The sequence below is a fragment of the Brevundimonas sp. 'scallop' genome (assembly GCF_011045535.1).
GTDB classification, from domain to species: domain Bacteria; phylum Pseudomonadota; class Alphaproteobacteria; order Caulobacterales; family Caulobacteraceae; genus Brevundimonas; species Brevundimonas vesicularis.
Genome location: NZ_CP039382.1, coordinates 1,314,886 through 1,335,495, shown reverse-complemented (window position 1 = coordinate 1,335,495; position 20,610 = coordinate 1,314,886). Strand labels below are relative to the sequence as shown.

Here is a 20,610-nt window from a genome sequence, read left to right as displayed (position 1 = left end):
TTCGGTCCTCAGAGGGTTGGAAAATGCGTCTCACGAAAACATCGATCGCCGCCGTCGCCGCCCTGGCGTTCGGCGTCACGGCTGCCCCGCTCACGGCGTCAGCCCAGAACTATTACGGCAGCGGCTATAGCCAGAACTACGGCACGGGCGCCTACAGCCGCTCGTATGATTACAACAGCGGCCGCTATTACGATCCTTGCGCGCGTGAGCGCCAAGGCCGCACCGGCGCCGGCGCGGTGATCGGCGGCGGCGCGGGCGCCGTCATCGGCTCGCAACTGGCCGCACGCGGTCGACGCACGGAAGGCAGCATCCTGGGCGGCGTGCTCGGCGCTGTCGTCGGGTCGCAGGTCGGTCGATCCAGCTCGGACGCCTGCCGCAGCTATCAGAGCAGCTATGGCTCGAACGGCTATTACGCCCAGGGCTATAGCCAACCGAGCTACGGCTATTACGACGATCGTTACACCGGCGACCAAGGCTATCGCTACGACGACTATGATCGTCGCGATGACTATGCCTACAGCCGTGGCAGCTATTACGACGACCGCTCACGCCCGGTCGAATCTTATCAGAATTCAGACGGATGCCGTCTGGCCGAAAGCCAGATTCGTCTGCCGGATGGTCGCACGGACACCCGCTACGTCCGCACCTGCCCCGACCAGTACGGCCGCTATCGCGTCGTCGATTAATTTTCAGCCCCCCTGTCGATCGACGACGTGACGGAGCCGCCGGAGGAGTAATCCTCCGGCGGTTTCTCTTTGTTTCAGGGGCTATCGGCCGTTGGCCTACTTGAGCCCGTTTTGGGGCTATCGGCCGTTGGCCTACTTGAGCCCGTTTTGGGGGTTACGGCCCTAGCCCGGCTTCTTTGCCCAGAGCAGGAACTCAAGATTGCCGTCGCCACCGGTGATCGGACTTTCGGTTGTCGCCTGAACCGCCCAACCCAACGCTTCCAGCCAGTCGCGCACGCGCTCCACGGCCGCCGCATGCGCCCTCGCATCCTTGATCACGCCCTTCTTGCCGCCGCCCGGGCCATCGGCCTCGAACTGCGGCTTGACCAAGGTGACCAGGTCCGCGCCAGGCGTCGCCAGATCCAGCGCGACCGGGAGCACTTTGATCAGGCTGATGAAACTGGCGTCGCAGACCACCAGCGACGGCGGCTGCGGGATTAAATCGACCGTAAGGTCCCGCGCATCGGTGCGCTCCAGATTGATCACGCGTGGATCGGACGACGCCCGTGCGTGCATCTGCCCGAAGCCGACATCGACGGCGAACACCTTCGCCGCGCCGCGGGTCAGCAAAACCTCGGTAAAGCCGCCCGTCGATGCGCCGACATCCAGCGCCACCCTGCCCTCCACGAGAACGGGCCATAGGGTCAGGGCGTGGTCCAGCTTCAGCGCCCCGCGCCCGACCCACGGGTGGGCGGGTTGGGCCTCCAGCGCGATGTCGTCCGCAAACTGTTCGGACGCCTTACGCACAAGCGCGCCGTTGGCCAGAACCAGCCCCGCCTCGATCGCGACGCGCGCCTGCGATCGGCTGTCGAACAGGCCGCGCGCAACCAGAAGCTGATCAATCCGCGTCTTCACGGCCTTGCTTTCATCAAGGCGTCAGAGCGACGCCAGACGCGCCAGCGCCGCCTGCAGCTTGATCTTGCCCGCCTCGGCCTCGGCCAGCTTGGCGCGCTGTTCGTCGACGACTTCCGGCGCGGCGCGAGACACGAAGTTAGGATTGCCCAGCTTCTTGTTCACATGACCGATGTCGCTGTCGAAGGCGGCGATTTCCTTCTCCAGACGGGCCCGTTCGGCGGTCAGATCGATGATGCCCGCCAAGGACAAGGCGATGGTCGAACCGCCGGACACGAAGGTCACGGCCCCTGTCAGCGCCGCGTCCGCCGAGCCGACTTCCGACACCCGGCCCAGGGTCAGGATCAGATCGCGATGGCGGGCGATCCGCTCGGCCGTCACGGCGTCGGGCGCGACAAAGGCCAGCGGCGGCTTGGCCGACGGCGGCACGTTCATTTCGGCGCGCAGGCCGCGAATCTCGCCGACCAGATCGACCAGCCAGCCGATCTCGGCTTCGGCCGAGGCGTCGATGAAGGCGTCCGGCAGAACCGGCCACTCGGCGCCGATCAGCAAGCCGTCGCGCGCCAAATCGCGGGGTGCCCCTTCCTTGCCCAGTTCGGCCCACAGCTCCTCGGTGATAAAGGGCATGACCGGATGCAGAAGCTTCAGCGTCTGATCCAGCGTCCAGGCCGTCATCGCCCGCGTCTCGGCTTTTGCGGCTTTATCGGCGCCTTGGAACACCGGTTTGGCCAGTTCCAGATACCAGTCGCAGAAGACGTTCCAGACGAAGCGATACAAAGCGCCCGCCGCATCGTCGAAGCGTCCGCCTTCGATGGCTTGCGACACCGCGCGTTCGGCCTTGGTCACCTCGCTTCGGATCCAGCGGTTGATCGTCTGGTCGACAGTAGCGGGATCGAAGCCTTCGACCCGGCGCGCCTCGTTCATCTGGCTGAAGCGCGCGGCGTTCCACAGCTTGGTGCCGAAGTTGCGGTATCCCTCGATCCGCTGTTTCGACAGTTTGATGTCCCGCGTGCCTGACAGGATGGCCATGGTGAAGCGCAGCGGATCGGCGCCCAGCTCGTCGATGATGCCCAGGGGGTCGATGACGTTCCCCTTGGATTTGCTCATCTTTTGGCCCTTCTCGTCGCGGACGAGGCCATTGATGATGACGCGCTTGAACGGAACCTCGCCCATGAAGTGCTGGCCCATCATCATCATCCGGGCGACCCAGAAGAAGATGATGTCCGCCGCCGTGACCAGGTCGCTCGTCGGATAGAACCGCTCCAGATCCTCGGTCTTCTCGGGCCAGCCCATGGTCGAGAACGGCCACAGGGCCGAGGAGAACCAGGTATCCAAAACGTCCTCGTCCTGGGTCAGGGCGACCTCGGAATCATAGTCCGCCATCGCCTGTTCGCGGGCGTCCCCTTCCGTTTCGGCGACATAGATTTCGCCGTTCGGGCCATACCAGGCCGGGATGCGGTGCCCCCACCAGAGCTGGCGTGAGATGCACCAAGGCTCGATGTTGCGCAGCCATTCGAAATAGATCTTCTCGTAGGACTTGGGCTCGAACACCGTATCGCCCTGCTCCACCGCCTTCAGCGCGGGCTGGGCCAGGACCCTGGCGTCGACGTACCATTGGTCCGTCAGCCACGGTTCGATGACGACGCCGGAACGGTCGCCGTGCGGCACGACGTGTTTGGTCTTCTCGATCTCGCGCAGCCAGCCCTCTTCCTCGGCGCGGGCGACGATGGCCTTGCGCGCGGCGAAACGGTCGAGGCCGACGGAGTCCGCAGGCACGTCGGGCGTATCAACATTCGTGATGCGTCCGAAAGCGTCGAGGATATTCAACGACGGCAGGCCCGCGCGCTTGCCCACGCCGAAGTCGTTGAAATCATGCGCCGGCGTGATCTTCACCGCGCCGGAGCCCTTGGTCGGATCGGCATAGTCGTCCGCGACGATGGGTATGCGACGACCGGTAATCGGCAGGGTCACGAACCTGCCGACCAGGCCGGCATAGCGTTCGTCATCCGGATGCACCGCCACGCCGGTGTCGCCCAGCATGGTCTCGGGCCGGGTCGTGGCGACGACGATGAAGTCGCGCGTCTCGAACTCGGTCGCCTTGCCGTCCTCGTCGAAGGCGACGGGGTGTTCATAGGTGACGCCGTCGGCCAACGGATAGGCGAAATGCCAGTAGGCGCCGTCGACTTCGCGCTGCTCGACCTCCAGGTCCGAGATGGCGGTCTGAAAATGCGGGTCCCAGTTCACCAGCCGCTTGTCGCGATAGATCAGGCCTTCCTTGTGCAGTTGCACGAAGACCTTGCGGACGGCGGCGTTCAGCCCCTCGTCCAGGGTGAACCGCTCTCGGGACCAGTCGCACGATGCGCCGAGACGGCGCAGTTGACGCACGATGGTCCCGCCGCTTTCGGCCTTCCATTCCCAGATCTTCTCGATGAAGGCGTCGCGGCCCATGTCGCGCCTGCCGACATTGCCGCCGGCGGCCAGCTGACGCTCGACCACCATCTGGGTGGCGATGCCGGCGTGGTCCGTGCCCGGCAGCCAAAGCACCGCCTTGCCCTTCATCCGGTGATAGCGGGCCAGGATGTCCTGCAGCGTATTGTTCAGCGCATGGCCGATGTGCAGGCTGCCGGTCACGTTGGGCGGCGGAATGACGATCGAATAGGCCTCGGCGGCGCCGTCGGTGCAGGGCGCGAACAGGCCGCTCTCTTCCCACTGGGCGTAAAGGCGGGGCTCGGCGGCCTGGGGTTCGAAGGTCTTCTCAAGCATCGTCATTCTTTTTTGCTAACGCTCCGCGCGCGGCGCGTCGCTACATGAGCATATCGAAATGCGAAAGGGCGGCCCCTTCAGGAGCCGCCCCTCGGATTAATCTGGGCTGAAGCGAAGGGCTAGGCGCTGCGCGCGATGCGTTCGACTTCCTTTTGTACCGCCGCCTGAACGATGCCGGGCAGATTGTTGTCCAGCCAGTCCTTCAACAGCGGACGCAGCATCTCGGCGACCATGGCCTCGACGGTGTTGCCGCTAACGAAGGGCAGGTCGCCCGAGCTCGACGGAGCCGGCTCAGGCTTCTTGAAGCTCGCGGCCAGGCCCGCAAAGGCCGAGGCCGCGCTGGCGGCGGCGCTGTCGCCGACCAGAGTGTCATAGGCCGGAGCCGGCTCGGGAGCCGATTCGTAGGCCGGCGCAGGTTCCGGTTCGGGCTGATAGGGCGCGGGCGAATGCTCGACCACGTCCAGATCGCCGATCGTCTCGGCCGGCGCTTCATAGCGGTCGGTCAGTTCCAGCACGTCGTCTTCGACAGCGGCGGGCTCCGACACAGGCTCCACCGGAGCGGCGAAGACGGTTTCGGCCGCGATCGGCTCGGGAACCGGCTCAGGCGTGGCTTCCGGCATGGCGGCGGCCGGCGTCTCAGCCGGGGCCTCATCTTCGGAGATGATCCGGCGAATCGACGCCAGAATCTCTTCCATGGTCGGTTCCTGGGCGGACTGATCGGTCATGGCGCAACCTTGGGCGAGGCCTGGGTAGAAGGGGTGGGCGCCGAACGATGGATCGCTCGAAACCTGTGCCTTGTCGTCGCATCTTCGCCCGTCGGAATCAACGGGCGGTTTCCGTCCGTATTCGACGCGGTCAGTTCTGCGGCGCCGTGCGCACAACCTCGCCCTTGAGCTGAGCGTCGATCGGCGCGTCGGCGGTGTCCGGCGTGGTCACGATCGGCGGCGAGGCCACGCGGTCCAGAGTCTCGATCACGCCATCCCACGGCAAACCGCCGCGTCCCTTGACCTGGTCGTAATTCGCAGCCGGATCATAGGCCTCGATCGTCGGGTTCAGCGCCGGGCCTTCCAACTGGCCCATGGCGGCCAGCAGCGAGGCGCGGGCGACATATTCAGCGGCGCGAGCGCTGGCGACAGAAGTCTGGGCATTCCGAAGCGCTAGTTCCTGGTTCAACACGTCAAGCGTGGTGCGCAGGCCGACCTGAGCTTCCTGGCGCACGCCTTCGGCCGCGACCGATGCTGCGCGAACGGCTTCCGTGCCGGCCGCGACCGTGGCGCGGGTCGACAGTACCTGGGCGTAGGCCGAGCTGACGTTCTGAAGCACCGTGCGGCGCTCGCCCTCGATGCCGATCTGGGCCGCGTTGGCGCGCTCCAAAGCCTGGGCGACGCGCGAGCGGTTCAGACCGCCGGTGAACAGCGGTACGGACAGGGTGGCGCCGGCCGTGAAGCTGCGGCGATCAGCCAGTTCGCCCAGATCGCCCAGATCGTTGGTCGATCCGCCATAGGAGGCGGTGGCGCGCACCGACGGCAGATATTCCGAACGGGCGGCGGCGACAGCCGCCTCGGCGCTTTGCAGTTGATAGGTCGCGGCCAGGACAGCGGGATTGCGCTGCAGCGCCGTCTCGATGGCGACGTCGAAGTCGCCGGGAACTTCCGGCAGGACCGGCGCGGCTTCCAGATCGGCCGGCGACTGGCCGACGACGGCGGCATAGGCGGCGCGCGACGTGGACAACTGGGCCTGGGCGTTCGCCAAGTCGGCTTCGGACTGCGCCTGCGAGGCTTCGGCCTGGGCCACGTCGGTGCGGGTGATCTCGCCGACCTCGAAACGGGCGCTGGTTTCTTCCAGCTGGCGTTGCAGCACCGTCAGGTTCTCCTGACGGATACGCAGGATTTCCATGTCGCGGGTGACGTTCACATAGGCCTGGATCACCGACAGCATGACCGACTGTTCGATCTCACGCAGGTTCTCGCGGCCGGCCAGGACGCTGGCGCGCGCCTGGTCGATGGCGCGCGAGGTGCGACCGGCAGTCCAGACATTCTGGCTGACGCTGACGCCGACATTGGCGCCTTCAGTTTCGGACGACGAGGTCGTGACCTGGGTGTCGGGTATACCGTCGTTGTTCGTATCGACGAACTGGGTCACGGCGGGGAAGTCGCTGCGGGTGTAGTCCACGCCGGCCGAGGCGCCGATGGTCGGGCGCAGGCCCGACCGCGCCTGGACCACCGTCTCGTCCAGCGCACGCTGGTTGGCGCGCTGGGCCAGCAGATTGGGATTGGTCCGATAGGCCAGGGCGATGGCGTCCTGCAGCGTCTCGGCCCAGGCCGGCGCGCCCAGACCGGTCATCACGGCGATCACAGCGGCCGAAGCCAGCACACGCGAGCGTTTCAACATTGTCCGTCCTTGCGTGACGCTCCGAAGAACGCCCGAATGTTTTCTCAAGCGTAACTGCGGCCTGACCGAACCACACGCCAGTTAAGTTTTCTTCACGGTTGCGAACGGGATTTCCGTCGCAACCGCGCGTCTCTTTGGTCTTACAGCGCGAAAGTGGGGGCGGGCTTCAGCTCGGCAAGGACCGCTGGCGACGAATCAAACAGTTCGCGGCGCGACAGGCCTTCGCGCGTCTGAACATACAGGGCCGCCTTGCCGATGGCGCCGCGACGTTCGACCACGACGATCCGGCCGCCGGGACGCAGGGCCGCGCCCCACGATTCGGGCAGGCTCTCGACGCCGCCTTCGGAAATGATCAGGTCCCACCCTTCGCCGGTCGGTTGAGCCAGCGGCGCGACGACCGTCGACACGCCTTCGTTCGCCAGAGCCTCGCCGACCACCGCGAAAACGGCGTCGTCCGATTCCTGAGCCGTCACGCTAACGCCCATACGGGCCAGCAGGGCGGCGGCGTAGGGCGCGGCGATCGCCAGGGCCTTCTCGCCTTCGCGTGCGTCGGCCGCTTGCAGCAGCTTGGCGACGTCGCGCGCCGGCATCAGGCGGCGCTCGCCCGCGATCACCACCGATTCTTCGGAATAGGCGGCGAAGGCGCGATCAGGCGCGCAGAACTTTTCACGCGGTATGGCCATCATGGCCAGGTGAATCGCGCGATCCGTCACGTCGTTCACTCGCACCTGCGAGTCGACCATGGCCTTGCGCTCTGCGGTGAAATCCATCTGTAGGCAGCCTTCAACGATAATCCGGGAGGAAAACTCGCGCGCTTATAGGTCCGTGCGTTGCAGCGGACAATCCGATCTGATAGCGAACGCCCCTCGCGATGACCGCCCCCGAGAAATCGGGGACAAAAAGCGGCCTGATGGCGGAGTGGTGACGCAGAGGACTGCAAATCCTTGCACCCGGGTTCGATTCCCGGTCAGGCCTCCATCGCGACGATACGGACGAAGGCCGCCCCTTGGGGCGGCCTTCGCGTTTTCAGCTTCCAGTGAGCGCCGTCGTCGTCAGATGATGAAGCGCAACCGCACTCGTCGCCGCGACATTCAGCGAATCGAACCCGCCCGCCATAGCGATGCCGATCGGCCGGCAACGCTCGATCAAATCCTGGGGCAGCCCCGGACCCTCGGACCCCAGCACCAGAGCGACTGGTCCGACGCGCCTGTAGTCCGAAAGCCGCTCGGTCGCCGAAGGCGTCAGCGCCAAGCCCTCGACGCCGGCCCGCTGCAGGGCCTCGATAATGTCTGTCGCGCCGGCCACGACGAACGGCGTGCGCAGCACCGCGCCGACCGAAACGCGAATCGCCTTGCGGTAAAAGGGGTCGCAGCAGGTCGGATCAAGCAGCACCGCCGTGGCGCCGAACGCGGCGGCGTTCCTGAACAAGCCGCCGACATTGTCGTGGTTGCCGATCCCGCTGGCCACGACGAACACGTCCTGAGGCCTGATATCCGCCAGCATTTTGTCCAGCGACAGCGGCTCGGGCTTTTGGCCCAAGGCCAGAATGCCCCGGTGCAGTTCGAAACCCGCGATTTGGTCCAGCACGGCTTGGCCCGCAACATAGACGGGCGTCGCGGGCGGCAGAGACGTGATGACATCGCCCAAGGCCGCAACGCGCTTTTCCGCCAGCAGCAGCGACAGGGGCCAGCAGCGCGACGCCGTCGACGCCAGTCCACGCACCACCACCTCCCCTTCCGCGATGAACAGACCCTGACGACCCGTCAGATCGCGCTCGCGGATATCGCGATAGGCCGCAACACGCGGGTCTGCGGGATCGTCGACAAATATCGTTTCGATTGGCTCGTTTTCCCATTGCAAGATCGGAACAGCCGCTGCTATACGCCCGCCTCCCGAGCAGATGTTCCGCAGTAGCTCAGTGGTAGAGCAGCCGACTGTTAATCGGCTGGTCGTAGGTTCGAATCCTACCTGCGGAGCCACTCGGGGTAAAGACTGAGGCCAGACAAGGCGTTAGGTCGAATACTTTCCAGATAATCTGATCTTTTCGAACGACGGCCGAGCTATTGGGCGCAGGTTGTCCCGCGCTGTGGTGTCGCTTTGACGCACCCCGCCCCTGTCCGTAGATCAAAGCGAACCTTGGCCAACCTTGAGCGTTGGCAAAGCTATCCCTCACGATCCAGGAGAGACGCCCCGCCTCGATGTCCATCAGCTTCCTACTTGTCGTCATCCTGGTCCTGCCATTCCTGGGCGCCATCGTCGCGTCCGGCTTGCCGCGTCATGCACGCACCTCGGCCGCCATCCTGTCCTGGGTCGTGGCCTTGGTCAGCCTGGGGTGTCTGGCTGCGCTATGGCCGATGTTCCAGGACGGGGAGACGCTGCGCTACGAAATCCCGTGGCTGCCGTCGCTGGGCGTCAATCTGGTGCTGCGACTGGATGGACTGTCGTGGCTGTTCAGCGCCCTGATCCTGGGGATCGGCGCCTTGGTCGTGCTGTATGCCCGCTACTACATGTCGCCGAAGGATCCGGTCCCGCGCTTCTTCTCATTCCTGCTGGCCTTCATGGGGGCGATGCAGGGCGTGGTGCTGTCGGGCAATCTGATCCAGCTCGTGGTCTTCTGGGAGCTGACCAGCCTCTTTTCCTTCCTGCTGATCGGCTATTGGCACCAGAACCCGGCGGCGCGCGAAGGCTCGCGCATGGCCCTGACGGTCACGGCCACGGGCGGGATCGCCCTGCTGGTCGGCATGATCCTGATCGGGCGGATCGTCGGCAGCTACGACCTCGATGTCGTCCTGGCGTCGCGAGAGGCGATCCAGACCAGCCCGCTGTACCTGCCCGCGCTGATCCTTCTGCTGCTCGGCGCGATGACCAAGAGCGCGCAGTTCCCGTTCCACTTCTGGCTGCCCCGCGCCATGGCCGCGCCGACGCCGGTCAGCGCCTATCTGCACTCCGCGACCATGGTGAAGGCGGGTATCTTCCTGCTGATCCGCTTCTGGCCCGTCCTGGCGGGGTCCGAGAGCTGGTATCTGATCGTCGGCGGCATGGGTCTGGCGACGCTGCTGCTCGGCGCATGGTGCGCCATCTTCCAGCATGATCTCAAAGGCCTGCTGGCCTATTCGACGATCAGCCATCTGGGCCTGATCGTGCTGCTGCTGGGATTGGGCAGTCCGTTGGCCTGTATCGCGGCCATCTTCCACACGGTGAACCACGCCACCTTCAAGGCGTCGCTCTTCATGGCCGCCGGCATCATCGATCACGAGGCCGGCACGCGGGATATGCGCAAGCTGAGCGGTCTGTTCCGTTTCATGCCCTTCACGGCGACCCTGGCCATGGTGGCCGCAGCCGCGATGGCGGGCGTGCCCCTGTTGAACGGCTTTCTGTCCAAAGAGATGTTCCTGGCCGAGGCGGTAGCCAGCGCCCATGCGCACGGCCTGAACATGCTGCTGCCCGCCCTCGCCACCTTGGCCAGCGCCTTCAGCGTTCTGTATTCATTGCGGTTCATCCACGCGACATTCTTCGGCCCGCCGCCGACAGAGCTGGATCGCATCCCGCACGAGCCGCCCGCCTGGATGCGCCGCCCCGTAGAGGTGCTGGTCGCCCTGTGCCTGGTCGTCGGCATTTTCCCGGCTGTAACGGTGGGGCCGTTTCTGAAGAGCGCCGCCGTTTCGGTGCTGGGCTTTGACCTGCCCTATTACAGCCTGGCCCTGTGGCACGGATTCAACGTGCCGCTGGTGCTGAGCCTCATCGCGCTCGCGGGCGGCGTGGGTCTCTATGTCGTCTTCGGCAAACGCATCAACGCCAACCCGCGCGGCGGACCGTGGGGCTGGAAGCGTCTGAACGGCGGCTGGTTGTTCGAGCGAACCATGACCGGCCTGTTCAAGGGGTCTGAGGCGATGGTTCGCCTGTTCGGGGCGACACAACAACAGCCACAGCTGAGGGCCATCGTCTTGGTCGCCCTGCTGGCAGGCGGGCTGGCGGCGATCGGCGCCGGATTGGTGATCCGCCCGATCATGCCGACATTGACCCTGTCCAACTGGGCCTTCGCCGGTCTTTGGCTGGTCGGCGCCAGTTGCGCAGTCGCGGCGGCATGGCAGGCGAAATATCACCGACTGGCCGCCGTGGTTCTGATGGGCGGCGCAGGTCTGGCCAGCTGCCTGTCCTTCGTCTGGCTGTCGGCGCCGGATCTGGCCGTGACCCAGTTGCTAGTCGAGGTCGTGACCACCGTTCTGCTGCTGCTGGGTCTGCGTTGGCTGCCGAAGCGGCTCGAGACCATTCGCCTGCCACAGGCCATGGAGAAGCGGTCTCGCCGCCGTCGCCGCATCGACCTGATCATCGCCGCCGCCGTCGGCGCGTCCCTGGCGGCCATATCCTACGCCGTCATGACGCGTCCATCGATCGAGGGGATTTCGCGCTTCTTCGTCGAGCACGCCTACAAGGACGCGGGCGGGCGCAACATCGTCAACGTCATCCTGGTCGACTTCCGCGCCTTCGACACCTTCGGCGAGATTACGGTTCTGGGCATTGTCGGCCTGACGATCTTCGCCCTGCTGCGCCGCTTCCGTCCCGCCGACGACACCCTGTCCAATCCCAGCCAGCAGAGCGTGCAGGATGCCTCAGACCGCGATCATGAGACGCGATCGGAGGGCGACACGCTGAAGGAGACCATGCTGATCCCCCGCGTGGTGATGCGCTGGATCTTCCCCTTCATCATCCTGCTCGCCGTCCACCTGTTCCTACGCGGGCACGACCTGCCGGGCGGCGGTTTCGCGGCGGGTGTGGCCCTGTCGATCGCCTTCATCCTGCAATATATGGCCTCGGGCGCCCGGTGGGTCGAAGAGCGGCTGGCCATCCGGCCCATCTTCTGGATCGGCGCGGGCCTGGTGATCGCCGCCCTCAGCGGGATCGGATCGTGGCTGTTCGGCTATCCTTTCCTGACCTCCTGGTTCCAGTATGCCGACCTGCCGATCCTAGGCCGCGTGCCCTTGGCCAGCGCCGTGCTGTTCGACTTGGGCGTGGTCGTTCTGGTCGTGGGCGCCACGGTCCTGACCCTCGTCGCCCTAGCGCACCAGTCGCTGCGCAAGCCCAAACAGAGAGACAACGAGGAGGGAGAGCCGTCATGATAGAGCTGGTTCTCGCCCTCGCCATCGGCGTGCTGTCGGCCTCCGGTGTCTGGCTGCTGCTGCGCCCGCGCACCTTTCAGGTGATCATGGGGCTGTCGCTGCTGTCCTATGCGGTCAATATCTTCATCTTCGCCATGGGACGGCTGAGGTCGGGCGCGCCGCCGGTGCTGGCGGGCGAGGTCTCCGACCCGGCGCGCTACACCGACCCGACGCCGCAGGCGCTGGTCCTGACCGCGATCGTCATCAGCTTCGCCCTGACCGCGCTGTTCCTGGTCGTCATTCTGGCCGCGCGCGGCATCACCGGCAGCGACCATGTCGATGGCAAGGAGCCGGACGCATGATCGACTGGAACGCCCATCTGATCATCGGCCCCATCGTCCTGCCGATGATCATCGCCTCAGCCATGCTGCTGCTTGACGAACGTCGCCGAACGCTGAAGGCGGCGCTTAGCTTGAGCGCTATGGCCGCCATTCTGGTCATGGCCCTGGTTCTGCTGCACGAGAGCGCAAACGGCGCCGTGGGCGGCGGCGATACTGCGCGCGTCTATCGCCTGGGGTCGTGGGCTGCGCCCTACGGCATCGTCTTGGTGGCCGACCGACTTTCGACGATGATGGTCGCGCTGACCAGCGTTCTGGGCGGATGCGCCCTGATCTTCGCCCTGGCGCGATGGGACCGGGCGGGGCCGCGCTTCCACGCCCTGTTCCTGCTTCTGATCATGGGCGTGAACGGCGCCCTGCTGACCGGCGACCTGTTCAACCTGTTCGTCTTCTTCGAGATCATGCTGGCCGCCTCGTACGGACTGGCCCTGCATGGGTCGGGCGAGGCGCGTGTGCGGGCAGGCGTGATCTATATCGCCGTCAATCTGACCGCGTCCTTGCTGTTCCTGATCGGCGTCAGCCTGATCTACGGGGTGACCGGCACGCTGAACATGGCGGATGTTTCAACGCGGGTTGCGACCATCTCAGCGGATGACCTGGGACTGTTTCATATCGGAGCGGCGGTGCTGGGTACGGCCTTTCTGATCAAGTGCGCCATGTGGCCCTTGGGCTTCTGGCTGACGCCGACCTATTCAGCGGCCAGCGCGCCGGCGGCGGCAGCCTTTGCCATCCTCTCCAAGGTCGGGGTCTATGTGGTCATCCGCCTCAGTCTGTTGCTGTTCGGCGCCGATGCGGGCGCCTCTGCCGGATTTGGCCTGACCTGGCTGTTCGTCGGCGGACTGGCGACCATAGCGTTCGGCACATTCGGCCTCATCGCCTCTCGCGATCTGTCGCGCGCCGCCGGGTTCGGTGTGATGATTTCCTCCGGCACCGTTCTGGCCAGCTTGGGCGTCGGCGATGCGGCGACCCTCAGCGGCGCGCTCTTTTACCTGATCGGCTCAACTCTGGCCTGCGCAGCCCTGTTTCTGCTGGCCGAAATTCTCCAGCGCGGACGTGAGGCCGACGTCGGCGAGGCGCGCGCTGTTTTCGATGACGAGTATAGTGATCCGTTCGACGACGAAGAACGCAACGAACCGGGCCTGGTCATCCCGGCGGCCGTCGCGGCCCTGGGCGGCGCCTTTCTGATCTGCACCTTGATGGTCGCCGGCCTGCCGCCCTTGGCGGGCTTTGTCGGAAAACTGTCGATGATCAGCGCCCTGGTCGGCGTTGGCGATGCGGCGGCCTGGACGCTGGCAGCCGTGCTTTCCGTGTCCAGCCTCGGCGCCTTAATCGGCCTGACGCGCCTGGGCGTCGGTGCGATCTGGACGCGCGACGAGGATGCGCCGGCTTTCGTGGTGGGTGCGGCCGAGCTGACGGCGGTCGCAGTCCTGCTCGGCGCCTGCGTGTTCCTGGCCATCTTCGCTGGCTCCGCGTTGATCTACACTGACCACACGGCGGCCTGGCTGGCTGACCCGCAAGGCTACATTCACGCGGTGCTGGGCGGGGGCGGTCGATGAGACGCATCCTTCCCTACCCCATCCTTTCACTAGGCCTGTTCGTCGCCTCAATCCTGCTCAGCGCCTCGGTCGCGCCGCCGTCTCTGGCGCTCGCGGTGCTGCTGGCCCTGCTGGCGCCGATCATCATGCTGGCGCTGGGAGTTGATCGCGTGCGGGTGAAGGCGCCGATAGCTATAATTCGCCTCGCCATCGACGTCGTCGGCGACATCGTGCGCTCCAACTGGGCGGTGTCGCACATCATTCTGGGGCGGCGACGGCATGAGCGCACATCCGGCTTCATCCACATCCCGTTGGACCTGCGCGACCGATATGGTCTGGCGGTCCTGGCCATCATCATCACCTCGACGCCCGGCACCTTGTGGGTCGAGTATGAGTCCGCCACCGGCCGTCTGCTGCTGCACGTGCTGGATCTCGTGGACGAAGATTCCTGGGTGCGGCTGATCAAGGATCGCTACGAGCGCCGGCTGATGGAGATTTTTGAATGACGGCGGCGGTGCTGACCTGGGGTCTGGGTCTGGCCCAGCTGATGCTGATCTGCGCCATGGGCCTGGCGGCATGGCGGATCATTCACGGTCCGCGCGCCCAGGATCGCGTCCTGGGCATGGACACCCTTTATCTGAACGGCATGCTGCTGGTGGTGGTGTTCGGCATTCGCACCAACAGTCAGCTTTATTTCGAGGCCGCCCTGGTGATCGGCATGTTGGGCTTCGCCGCCACTGTGGCCCTGGCCAAGTTCCTGATGCGCGGCGAGGTGATTGAATGACCCAAGCTGACGTTCCCGCATGGGCCGCCATCATCGTCGTCGCCCTGGCCGTCATCGGCTCAGCCCTTTCGCTACTGGGCGCGGTTGGGCTGGTTCGGCTGAAGACCTTCTATGAGCGCGTTCATGCCCCGACGCTTGGGGCTACGCTGGGCATGGCCCTGGTCCTTCTGGCGTCAATCATCTGGTTCACGACCGTGGAGCGGCGTTTCATGCCGCGCGAAATCCTGATCGGCCTGTTCCTTACGGTCACGACGCCAGTCACCCTGATCCTACTCGCCCGCGCCGCCCTGTTCCGCGATCGCACCGACAGGGTCAAAGGCACGCCGAGGAAGGGCTGATCGGCCGGCAAAAAAGAAGCCCGGCGGGGGGGCCGGGCTGCAAGCAGGTTCGGTGATGGTGTCCCTGAGGACGGCCCATTCCTTAACCGAAATGGTTTCCAGATCATTAAGCGCGTTCAGTCCGGCAGCCATGTCGTCTGACGCCCCGCTGGCTCGACAGGCCATGTGATCCGCCAGCCTGTCCCCGCCCGCTCGACGACGAAGCCCGCAGCCGCCCCCGCGCCCGGATAGTCGAAGGTCTTTCCATTCACCGTGATCGTCGCCCCACCCGACTGTCCGATGACTGCCCGCCAGCGGCCGCGTCCGATCGCCGTCGGCGCCATATCTGCGCCGTTGATATTGACCGAGGGAGCCGCCCCATTCGTCCGGCCTGACGCCATCAGAGTCGCACCGTCCGAATCCACCGCATCCAGCCCCTCGCCGCCATCGAGCCGGACAGTCGGCTGGCCTGCTGCGATCAGGGCGACGGGACCGGCTCCGCCCTGGATCACCACCAGCGTCTCAGGCGAGACGGCGGCGTCCTCGCCCACCTGCACCTCAGGCGTGAAGCGCACATCGCCGCTCAAAGGCGGCAGTCGCAGTTCGAATCGCCCCGCGCCGTCCGCCGTCGTCGCCACGGCCGCAGTATCCGGCGCACGCAGCACGACGCGCGCATTGGGCCCCGCCCCACCGCGCAGCACCAGAACGCCGCCGTCGCGCATCACGCCATCGATCTGGGGCGGGCGAACCCAGGGCGAGGCCTCGTCGGCACCCGTCGGCCCCGCCACGCCGCCCTGCTGATCGGAACAGGCTGCGGCAGCCAGGACCGCGACACACGCGACCATCATCCGACGTTTCATCCTGCGCCTCTACGATATAGGACTGGCGACCCAGCGGCTCGAGCCTGTGTTAGCTTGAGCGCCGTCGGTTTGGCCATGGCCAGGCCGCCTATTCGTTTTCTTCGAGGCTCCATGTCCCTGCCCCCCGTTTCGTTCCTGCCGTTCGACGGCTCTTCTGTCTGCCTGTTCTGCGGCGCCTCCGAGACCGCCGACCCTTCCTATACCGAGGCGGCCTACGCGTTTGGCAAGGCGGCGGCCGAGGCCGGCTGGCGTCTGGTCTATGGCGGCGGTGGCGTGGGTCTGATGGGAGCCTCCGCGCGTGGCGCGCATGAGGCGGGCGGCCGGGTTGTCGGCATCATGCCGGCCTTCCTGCGCAGCCGCGAACGCCTGTTCGACGAGGTCGAGACCGTCGTCGTCACTTCGATGCATGAGCGCAAACAACTGATGTACGACCAGTCCGACGCCTTCGTGGTCGCGCCCGGCGGCATCGGCACCCTGGAAGAGGTCGTGGAGTTGCTGTCTTGGAAGCGGCTGGACCTGCACCACAAGCCGGTCGTCTTCCTGAACCTGAACGGCTTCTGGAATGGCTTCTTCGACCTGATGAAGCACAGCGTCGCAGAAGGAATGACGCCGCCGTCGTTCTTGGACGCCTGGACCGTCGCCGAAACCGTCGAAGAGGCGATGGCGCAGGTTCAGGCCAGCGGCGATGCGCCGCAATTGAAACATGATCATCGATAAGTGATCATCGCTCATAATCCGCTGCGCGCGTCTTGACAGTTTTTATCGAAAACTGACATGGGAGCGCAGCGGCATGACGCCGTTCTTCATTTCGGAGAGTTTTCGATGCGCGCTCTGCTGATCGCCGCCGCCCTGTTCGCCGCCGCCCCTGCGGTCGCCCAAGCCCCTGCCGCCACCAGCCTGACGCTGGCCGACGCCGCCAAGGCGCCCGCACGCGCCACCATCATCGACGGCGCTCGTTGGTCCTGCGAAGGCGCGACCTGCACCGCCGCAGGCGGCACGGAACAGCCCGCGACGCGCGCCTGCCGTCGCGTGGTTCAGAAGTTCGGTCCCGTGACCGCCTTCTCCTACAAGGGTGTCGCCCTGAGCGCAGACGAACTGGCTGTCTGCAACGCCTAGAATGCGTAAGGCGGCTTAGGCCGCCTCACCTCTCAGACGCCGCTGGATGGTTCCGCGACCGATCAGCGGCGCCATGGCCGCCATGTCCGGCCCGTGCTGCTGCCCCGTCAGCGCCAGACGCAGCGGCATGAATAGCGCCTTGCCCTTGGCGCCCGTCTCGGCCTTGACGGCCGAGGTCCACGCCGACCAGGCGTTTTCGTCGATCACTTCCGGCAGCAGACGCAGCGCCGTTTCGATGAAGGCCGAATCTTCGATAACGGGTTGGATGGGACCACGGACGATCTGCGCCATGTCCGCGACATCGGCGAACTTCGTCAGATTGCCCCGCACCGTATTCCAGAAGGCTTCGCCTAGATCGGCGCCGAGAGCCTGAAGACGCGGCTGCGCTGTCGCATAATCCATGACGTGCAGCGCCTGGGCGTTCAGTCGGTCCAGATCCGCCGTATCGTAACGCGCCGGCGAACGGCCCATCTTGGAGAAGGCGAAGCTCTGTCCCAGAGCCTCGACAGAGGCGCCGACTTCCAGCGGATCAGAGGTGCCTATCCGGCCAAGGTGGCTGGTGATCGCGATCGGCTCATAGCCCTGGTCGCGCATGTCGCTGATCGACAGCGATCCCAGACGCTTGGACAGGGCCGCGCCGTCGGTGCCGACCAGCAGCGGCATGTGGGCGAAGCCCGGAACCGCCGCGCCCAGCGCCTCGAAGATTTCGATCTGCGCCCCGGTGTTGGTGACGTGATCCTCGCCCCGGATGATGTGCGTGATGGCCATGTCGATGTCATCGACCACCGACGGCAGTGTGTAGAGGAACAGACCGTCCTCGCGGATCAGCACCGGGTCCGACATCGAGGCGGTGTCCACCTCCGCATGACCGCGCGCCAAGTCTTCCCAGGCGACGCGCTTGCCGTCCAGTTTGAAGCGCCAATGGGGGCGGCGCCCTTCGGCTTCGTAAGCGGCCTTCTGCTCTTCGGTCAGTTCCAGCGCCGCGCGGTCATAGATCGGCGGCAGGCCGCGCGACAGTTGCACCTTGCGCCGACGGTCCAGCTCGTCAGCGGTCTCATAGGCGGGATAAAGCCGCCCCGACGCCTTCAGCCTGGCGGCCGCTTCTTCGTAGCGATCGAACCGCTTGGACTGGTTGTAACGCTCGTCCCACGGCATCCCCAGCCAGGTCAGGTCGTCTTCGATCCCCTGTTCGAACTCGGGCGTGGAGCGCGCCAAGTCGGTGTCGTCGATGCGCAGAACGAACGATCCGCCCTGCCCCTTGGCGAACATCCAATTCACCAAAGCGGTACGGACATTGCCGACGTGCAGCTTACCCGTGGGCGACGGGGCGAAACGAACCTTGACGGACATGGGTAGACGACCTCGAAAGCGAGGCGGCTAGGTCGCCCCGCAACCCGGCGAAGTCAAGGCGCGGAAGGCTTAAACCTCAGTCGTCGCGGTGAACGCGTTCGCGGCGTTCGTGGCGTTCCTGGGCTTCGACCGACAGGGTCGCCGTCGGACGGGCTTCCAGACGACCCAGGCTGATGGGTTCGCCCGTGTCCTCGCAGTAGCCGTAGGAGCCGTCCTCGATCCGGCGCAGCGCGTCGTCGATCTTGGAGATCAACTTGCGTTGGCGGTCGCGGGTGCGCAACTCCAGCGCGCGATCGGATTCCGAAGACGCCCGGTCCACCAGATCGGGGTGGTTTTCGGTCTCGGCCTTCAGATTGACGACCGTGCCCTTGGACTCGCGAAGGATCTCATCCTTCCAGGCCAGCAGCTTCTTCTTGAAATAGGCTTGCTGCCGTTCGTTCATGAACGGCTCGCTGTCAGACGGCCGATACGGGCCGGTTTCGTCGGACACAACGGACGCCAAGGCGCTCATCGATCTCACGCTCTCTAACACGCCCCCCTGTGGCGTAGATGGCCGTATAATCAGCCCGTCGAGTCGCGGCAACGCGGTTCTCGATTCCGTGATGAAAATAGGGCGACTAACCGCCTGACAGTGGCAAAAGTCACTCACTGCCAAAGCTTAGCCGCCTGATGTCAGACGATTATTTCGTATCAGGGGCGGTTGCGGCGCATTTCCGCCTTCGCCAGTTCGACTGAGGCGCGCAGGTCGATCTGATCCAGCAAGGCGCCCAGGTCCTTGTCGTCGTCGGCGGCGCGCTCCTCGCGCAGGCTCCGCGCCAGACGATCTAGGGCCCCCTCGTCGGTATCGCCGTTCAGCAGGGCCAGCTTGATTTCGTCAAGGCGATCCAGAAGACCGCTGCCGCGCCGGATCGCACGACGACGCTTCTCCAGCGGCCCCTCGACCCCTTGAAGGGCCATCAGGGCTGAGACGTCAGAGACCCCGCCGGTTGCTGCGCTGGCGGTCGTTGCAGCGGGCGCGGACGGCGCTGCGGCCTGCCCCAGCGAAAAGCCGCTGGCGGATCGCGTAGGACGTGTGCTGGCAGGCGTGCTGACGCCGTTGGGGCCGACAACCTTCATGTGCAGGTGCTCCGCGTCATGAAACCATGGATGACGGCCGGCGATGACTGTTTGGTTAACGCCCCGGCAAATCCTGCCGCTTCTCTGACCGTCAAAGGCCGACCGACATTGAATTCACGTCGTTAATTCTCCGGCACGATCCTCGCACTGATGACCGCGTAACGTTGCGTGGACGCCTGACCGATGCAAAATCTGCTTGCCCGCCTGATCGCCTCCGTCGCCGCGACGCTCGTCGTCGCCGGCGGCGCGACCTCGGCGTTGGCCCAGTCGCAGTCGCGCATCAAGGACATCGCCGCCGTCGAGGGCGTGCGCGGCAACCAGTTGGTCGGCTACGGCATGGTCATGGGGCTGAACGGCACGGGCGATTCCTTACGCAACTGCCCCTTCACCCGCCAATCGCTGGAAGGCATGACCGAGCGGCTGGGCGTCAACATTCGCGGGGCCAACGCCAACACCAAGAATATGGCCGCCGTCATGGTCACCGCCGACCTGCCCGCATTCGCCACGCCCGGCTCGCGCATCGACGTGTCCGTGGCCTCTATGTGCGACGCTAAAAGCTTGCTGGGCGGTTCGCTGGTTGTCACCAGCCTGCAAGGCGCGGACGGTCAGGTCTATGCGGTGGCGCAAGGCTCGGTCCAGACCGGCGCCGTCTCGGCGTCTGGCGGTTCGGGGTCGTCGGTGACGCGCGGCGTGCCGACCGCCGGCCGCATCGCCTCGGGCGCCCTGGTCGAGCGCGAGACCGGCTTCCAGATGGCCAATATGAACGAGGTACGCCTGAATCTGCGCAACCCCGACTTCACCACCGCCCAGCGCGTCGCCGCCGTCGTCAACGCCGCCTATCCGGGGTCGGCTTTGGCCGAGAACGGCACGGTCGTCGCCCTGCGCGCGCCTGGTGAACTGGGCATGGCGGGCTTCATCAGCCGGATCGAGAACCTGGCCGTCAGCGTCGATACCCCCGCCAAGGTCATCATCGACGAGGTAAACGGCGTCATCGTCATGGGGGACGCCGTGCGCATCTCTCGCGTCGCCATCGCCCAAGGCAACCTGACCATATCGGTGGACGAACAGCCGCAGGTCAGTCAGCCGGCGCCCTTCAGCCGGGGCCAGACCGCCGTCGTGCCCTCAACCCAGGTGAACGTCGAAGAGGATCTGGGCACCCAGATGCGGCTGGTCGGCGGCGGGGCCAACCTGTCCACTCTGGTCAACGGCCTGAACGCCTTGGGCGTAAGCCCGCGCGACATGATCAGCATCCTGCAGGCCATCAAGGCCGCCGGCGCCCTGCAGGCCGACATCGAGGTGATGTGAGC

20 protein-coding genes and 2 tRNA genes are annotated in these 20,610 nt (G+C 65.7%); 12 read left to right on the top strand and 10 right to left on the bottom strand.

The window, feature by feature from the left end; all coding sequences use genetic code 11:
* Positions 1–23: 23 nt before the first annotated feature.
* The gene (locus E4341_RS06610) at positions 24–686 is read left to right on the top strand and encodes a glycine zipper 2TM domain-containing protein (protein WP_165116072.1); all 663 of its coding nucleotides are present in this window, start codon (positions 24–26) and stop codon (positions 684–686) included.
* A gap of 162 nt (positions 687–848) precedes the next feature.
* On the opposite strand, the gene E4341_RS06605 is transcribed toward E4341_RS06610, so the two are convergent.
* From E4341_RS06605 to E4341_RS06585, 5 genes are all read right to left on the bottom strand, one after another.
* Positions 849–1,580 (bottom strand): TlyA family RNA methyltransferase, encoded by a 732-nt coding sequence (locus E4341_RS06605; protein WP_165116070.1) that lies wholly within the window; start codon positions 1,578–1,580, stop codon positions 849–851.
* Between the two features lie 21 nt (positions 1,581–1,601).
* Positions 1,602–4,340, bottom strand: a complete 2,739-nt coding sequence (locus E4341_RS06600) for a valine--tRNA ligase (RefSeq protein WP_165116068.1) — start codon at positions 4,338–4,340, stop codon at positions 1,602–1,604.
* 119 nt (positions 4,341–4,459) lie between these two features.
* Positions 4,460–5,065 carry a DUF2497 domain-containing protein gene (locus tag E4341_RS06595; RefSeq protein WP_165116058.1) on the bottom strand — a complete coding sequence of 202 codons (606 nt, stop codon included), beginning with the start codon at positions 5,063–5,065 and terminating at the stop codon, positions 4,460–4,462.
* Positions 5,066–5,195: 130 nt separating this feature from the next.
* Positions 5,196–6,731, bottom strand: coding sequence for a TolC family outer membrane protein (locus tag E4341_RS06590; RefSeq protein WP_165116056.1), 1,536 nt, complete (start codon positions 6,729–6,731; stop codon positions 5,196–5,198).
* A gap of 140 nt (positions 6,732–6,871) precedes the next feature.
* The gene (locus E4341_RS06585) at positions 6,872–7,501 is read right to left on the bottom strand and encodes a protein-L-isoaspartate O-methyltransferase (RefSeq protein ID WP_165116054.1); all 630 of its coding nucleotides are present in this window, start codon (positions 7,499–7,501) and stop codon (positions 6,872–6,874) included.
* A gap of 134 nt (positions 7,502–7,635) precedes the next feature.
* Here E4341_RS06585 and E4341_RS06580 point away from each other — a divergent pair.
* Positions 7,636–7,709, top strand: a tRNA-Cys gene (locus E4341_RS06580).
* 48 nt (positions 7,710–7,757) lie between these two features.
* Here the strand turns inward: E4341_RS06580 and E4341_RS06575 are convergent.
* Positions 7,758–8,591 (bottom strand): RNA methyltransferase, encoded by an 834-nt coding sequence (locus E4341_RS06575; protein WP_165116052.1) that lies wholly within the window; start codon positions 8,589–8,591, stop codon positions 7,758–7,760.
* Positions 8,592–8,635: 44 nt separating this feature from the next.
* On the opposite strand from E4341_RS06575, the gene E4341_RS06570 reads away from it, so the two are divergent.
* From E4341_RS06570 to mnhG, 7 genes are all read left to right on the top strand, one after another.
* Positions 8,636–8,710 (top strand) — tRNA-Asn (locus tag E4341_RS06570).
* A gap of 219 nt (positions 8,711–8,929) precedes the next feature.
* The gene (locus tag E4341_RS06565; protein ID WP_165116050.1) at positions 8,930–11,848 is read left to right on the top strand and encodes a monovalent cation/H+ antiporter subunit A; all 2,919 of its coding nucleotides are present in this window, start codon (positions 8,930–8,932) and stop codon (positions 11,846–11,848) included.
* On the top strand, positions 11,848–12,189 hold the full coding sequence (locus E4341_RS06560) for a Na+/H+ antiporter subunit C (protein WP_055804418.1): 342 nt from the start codon (positions 11,848–11,850) through the stop codon (positions 12,187–12,189). Before E4341_RS06565 ends, E4341_RS06560 begins: the two co-directional genes overlap by 1 nt.
* Positions 12,186–13,781, top strand: a complete 1,596-nt coding sequence (locus E4341_RS06555) for a monovalent cation/H+ antiporter subunit D (RefSeq protein WP_165116048.1) — start codon at positions 12,186–12,188, stop codon at positions 13,779–13,781. The genes E4341_RS06560 and E4341_RS06555 overlap by 4 nt, the downstream gene beginning before the upstream one ends.
* Positions 13,778–14,266, top strand: coding sequence for a Na+/H+ antiporter subunit E (locus E4341_RS06550; protein WP_165116046.1), 489 nt, complete (start codon positions 13,778–13,780; stop codon positions 14,264–14,266). Before E4341_RS06555 ends, E4341_RS06550 begins: the two co-directional genes overlap by 4 nt.
* Complete coding sequence (locus tag E4341_RS06545; protein ID WP_045810222.1) at positions 14,263–14,544, top strand: K+/H+ antiporter subunit F; 282 nt, start codon at positions 14,263–14,265, stop codon at positions 14,542–14,544. The genes E4341_RS06550 and E4341_RS06545 overlap by 4 nt, the downstream gene beginning before the upstream one ends.
* Positions 14,541–14,882 (top strand): monovalent cation/H(+) antiporter subunit G, encoded by a 342-nt coding sequence (gene mnhG / locus E4341_RS06540; RefSeq protein ID WP_165116044.1) that lies wholly within the window; start codon positions 14,541–14,543, stop codon positions 14,880–14,882. The genes E4341_RS06545 and mnhG overlap by 4 nt, the downstream gene beginning before the upstream one ends.
* Before the next feature lie 116 nt (positions 14,883–14,998).
* Here mnhG and E4341_RS06535 read toward each other — a convergent pair whose 3' ends face one another.
* Positions 14,999–15,721, bottom strand: a complete 723-nt coding sequence (locus tag E4341_RS06535) for a hypothetical protein (RefSeq protein ID WP_205751373.1) — start codon at positions 15,719–15,721, stop codon at positions 14,999–15,001.
* A gap of 111 nt (positions 15,722–15,832) precedes the next feature.
* Here E4341_RS06535 and E4341_RS06530 point away from each other — a divergent pair, with 111 nt between their 5' ends.
* Complete coding sequence (locus E4341_RS06530) at positions 15,833–16,438, top strand: TIGR00730 family Rossman fold protein (RefSeq protein ID WP_165116042.1); 606 nt, start codon at positions 15,833–15,835, stop codon at positions 16,436–16,438.
* Positions 16,439–16,543: 105 nt separating this feature from the next.
* A complete protein-coding gene (locus tag E4341_RS06525; protein WP_017504618.1) occupies positions 16,544–16,837 on the top strand; it encodes a hypothetical protein in 294 nt (97 codons plus the stop codon).
* Positions 16,838–16,852: 15 nt separating this feature from the next.
* Here E4341_RS06525 and gltX read toward each other — a convergent pair whose 3' ends face one another.
* The 3 genes from gltX to E4341_RS06510 form a co-directional block, all read right to left on the bottom strand.
* On the bottom strand, positions 16,853–18,187 hold the full coding sequence (gene gltX / locus E4341_RS06520; RefSeq protein WP_165116040.1) for a glutamate--tRNA ligase: 1,335 nt from the start codon (positions 18,185–18,187) through the stop codon (positions 16,853–16,855).
* A 76-nt stretch (positions 18,188–18,263) separates the two neighbouring features.
* Entirely contained in the window at positions 18,264–18,698 is a 435-nt protein-coding gene (gene dksA, locus E4341_RS06515) for an RNA polymerase-binding protein DksA (protein ID WP_017504616.1), read from the bottom strand.
* Positions 18,699–18,877: 179 nt separating this feature from the next.
* Positions 18,878–19,303 carry a flagellar assembly protein FliX gene (locus tag E4341_RS06510; RefSeq protein ID WP_165116038.1) on the bottom strand — a complete coding sequence of 142 codons (426 nt, stop codon included), beginning with the start codon at positions 19,301–19,303 and terminating at the stop codon, positions 18,878–18,880.
* A gap of 183 nt (positions 19,304–19,486) precedes the next feature.
* Between E4341_RS06510 and E4341_RS06505 the strand changes: the two genes are divergently transcribed.
* Positions 19,487–20,608: a flagellar basal body P-ring protein FlgI gene (locus E4341_RS06505; RefSeq protein ID WP_091747795.1), complete on the top strand. Its 1,122-nt coding sequence runs from the start codon at positions 19,487–19,489 to the stop codon at positions 20,606–20,608.
* Positions 20,609–20,610 lie beyond the last annotated feature (2 nt).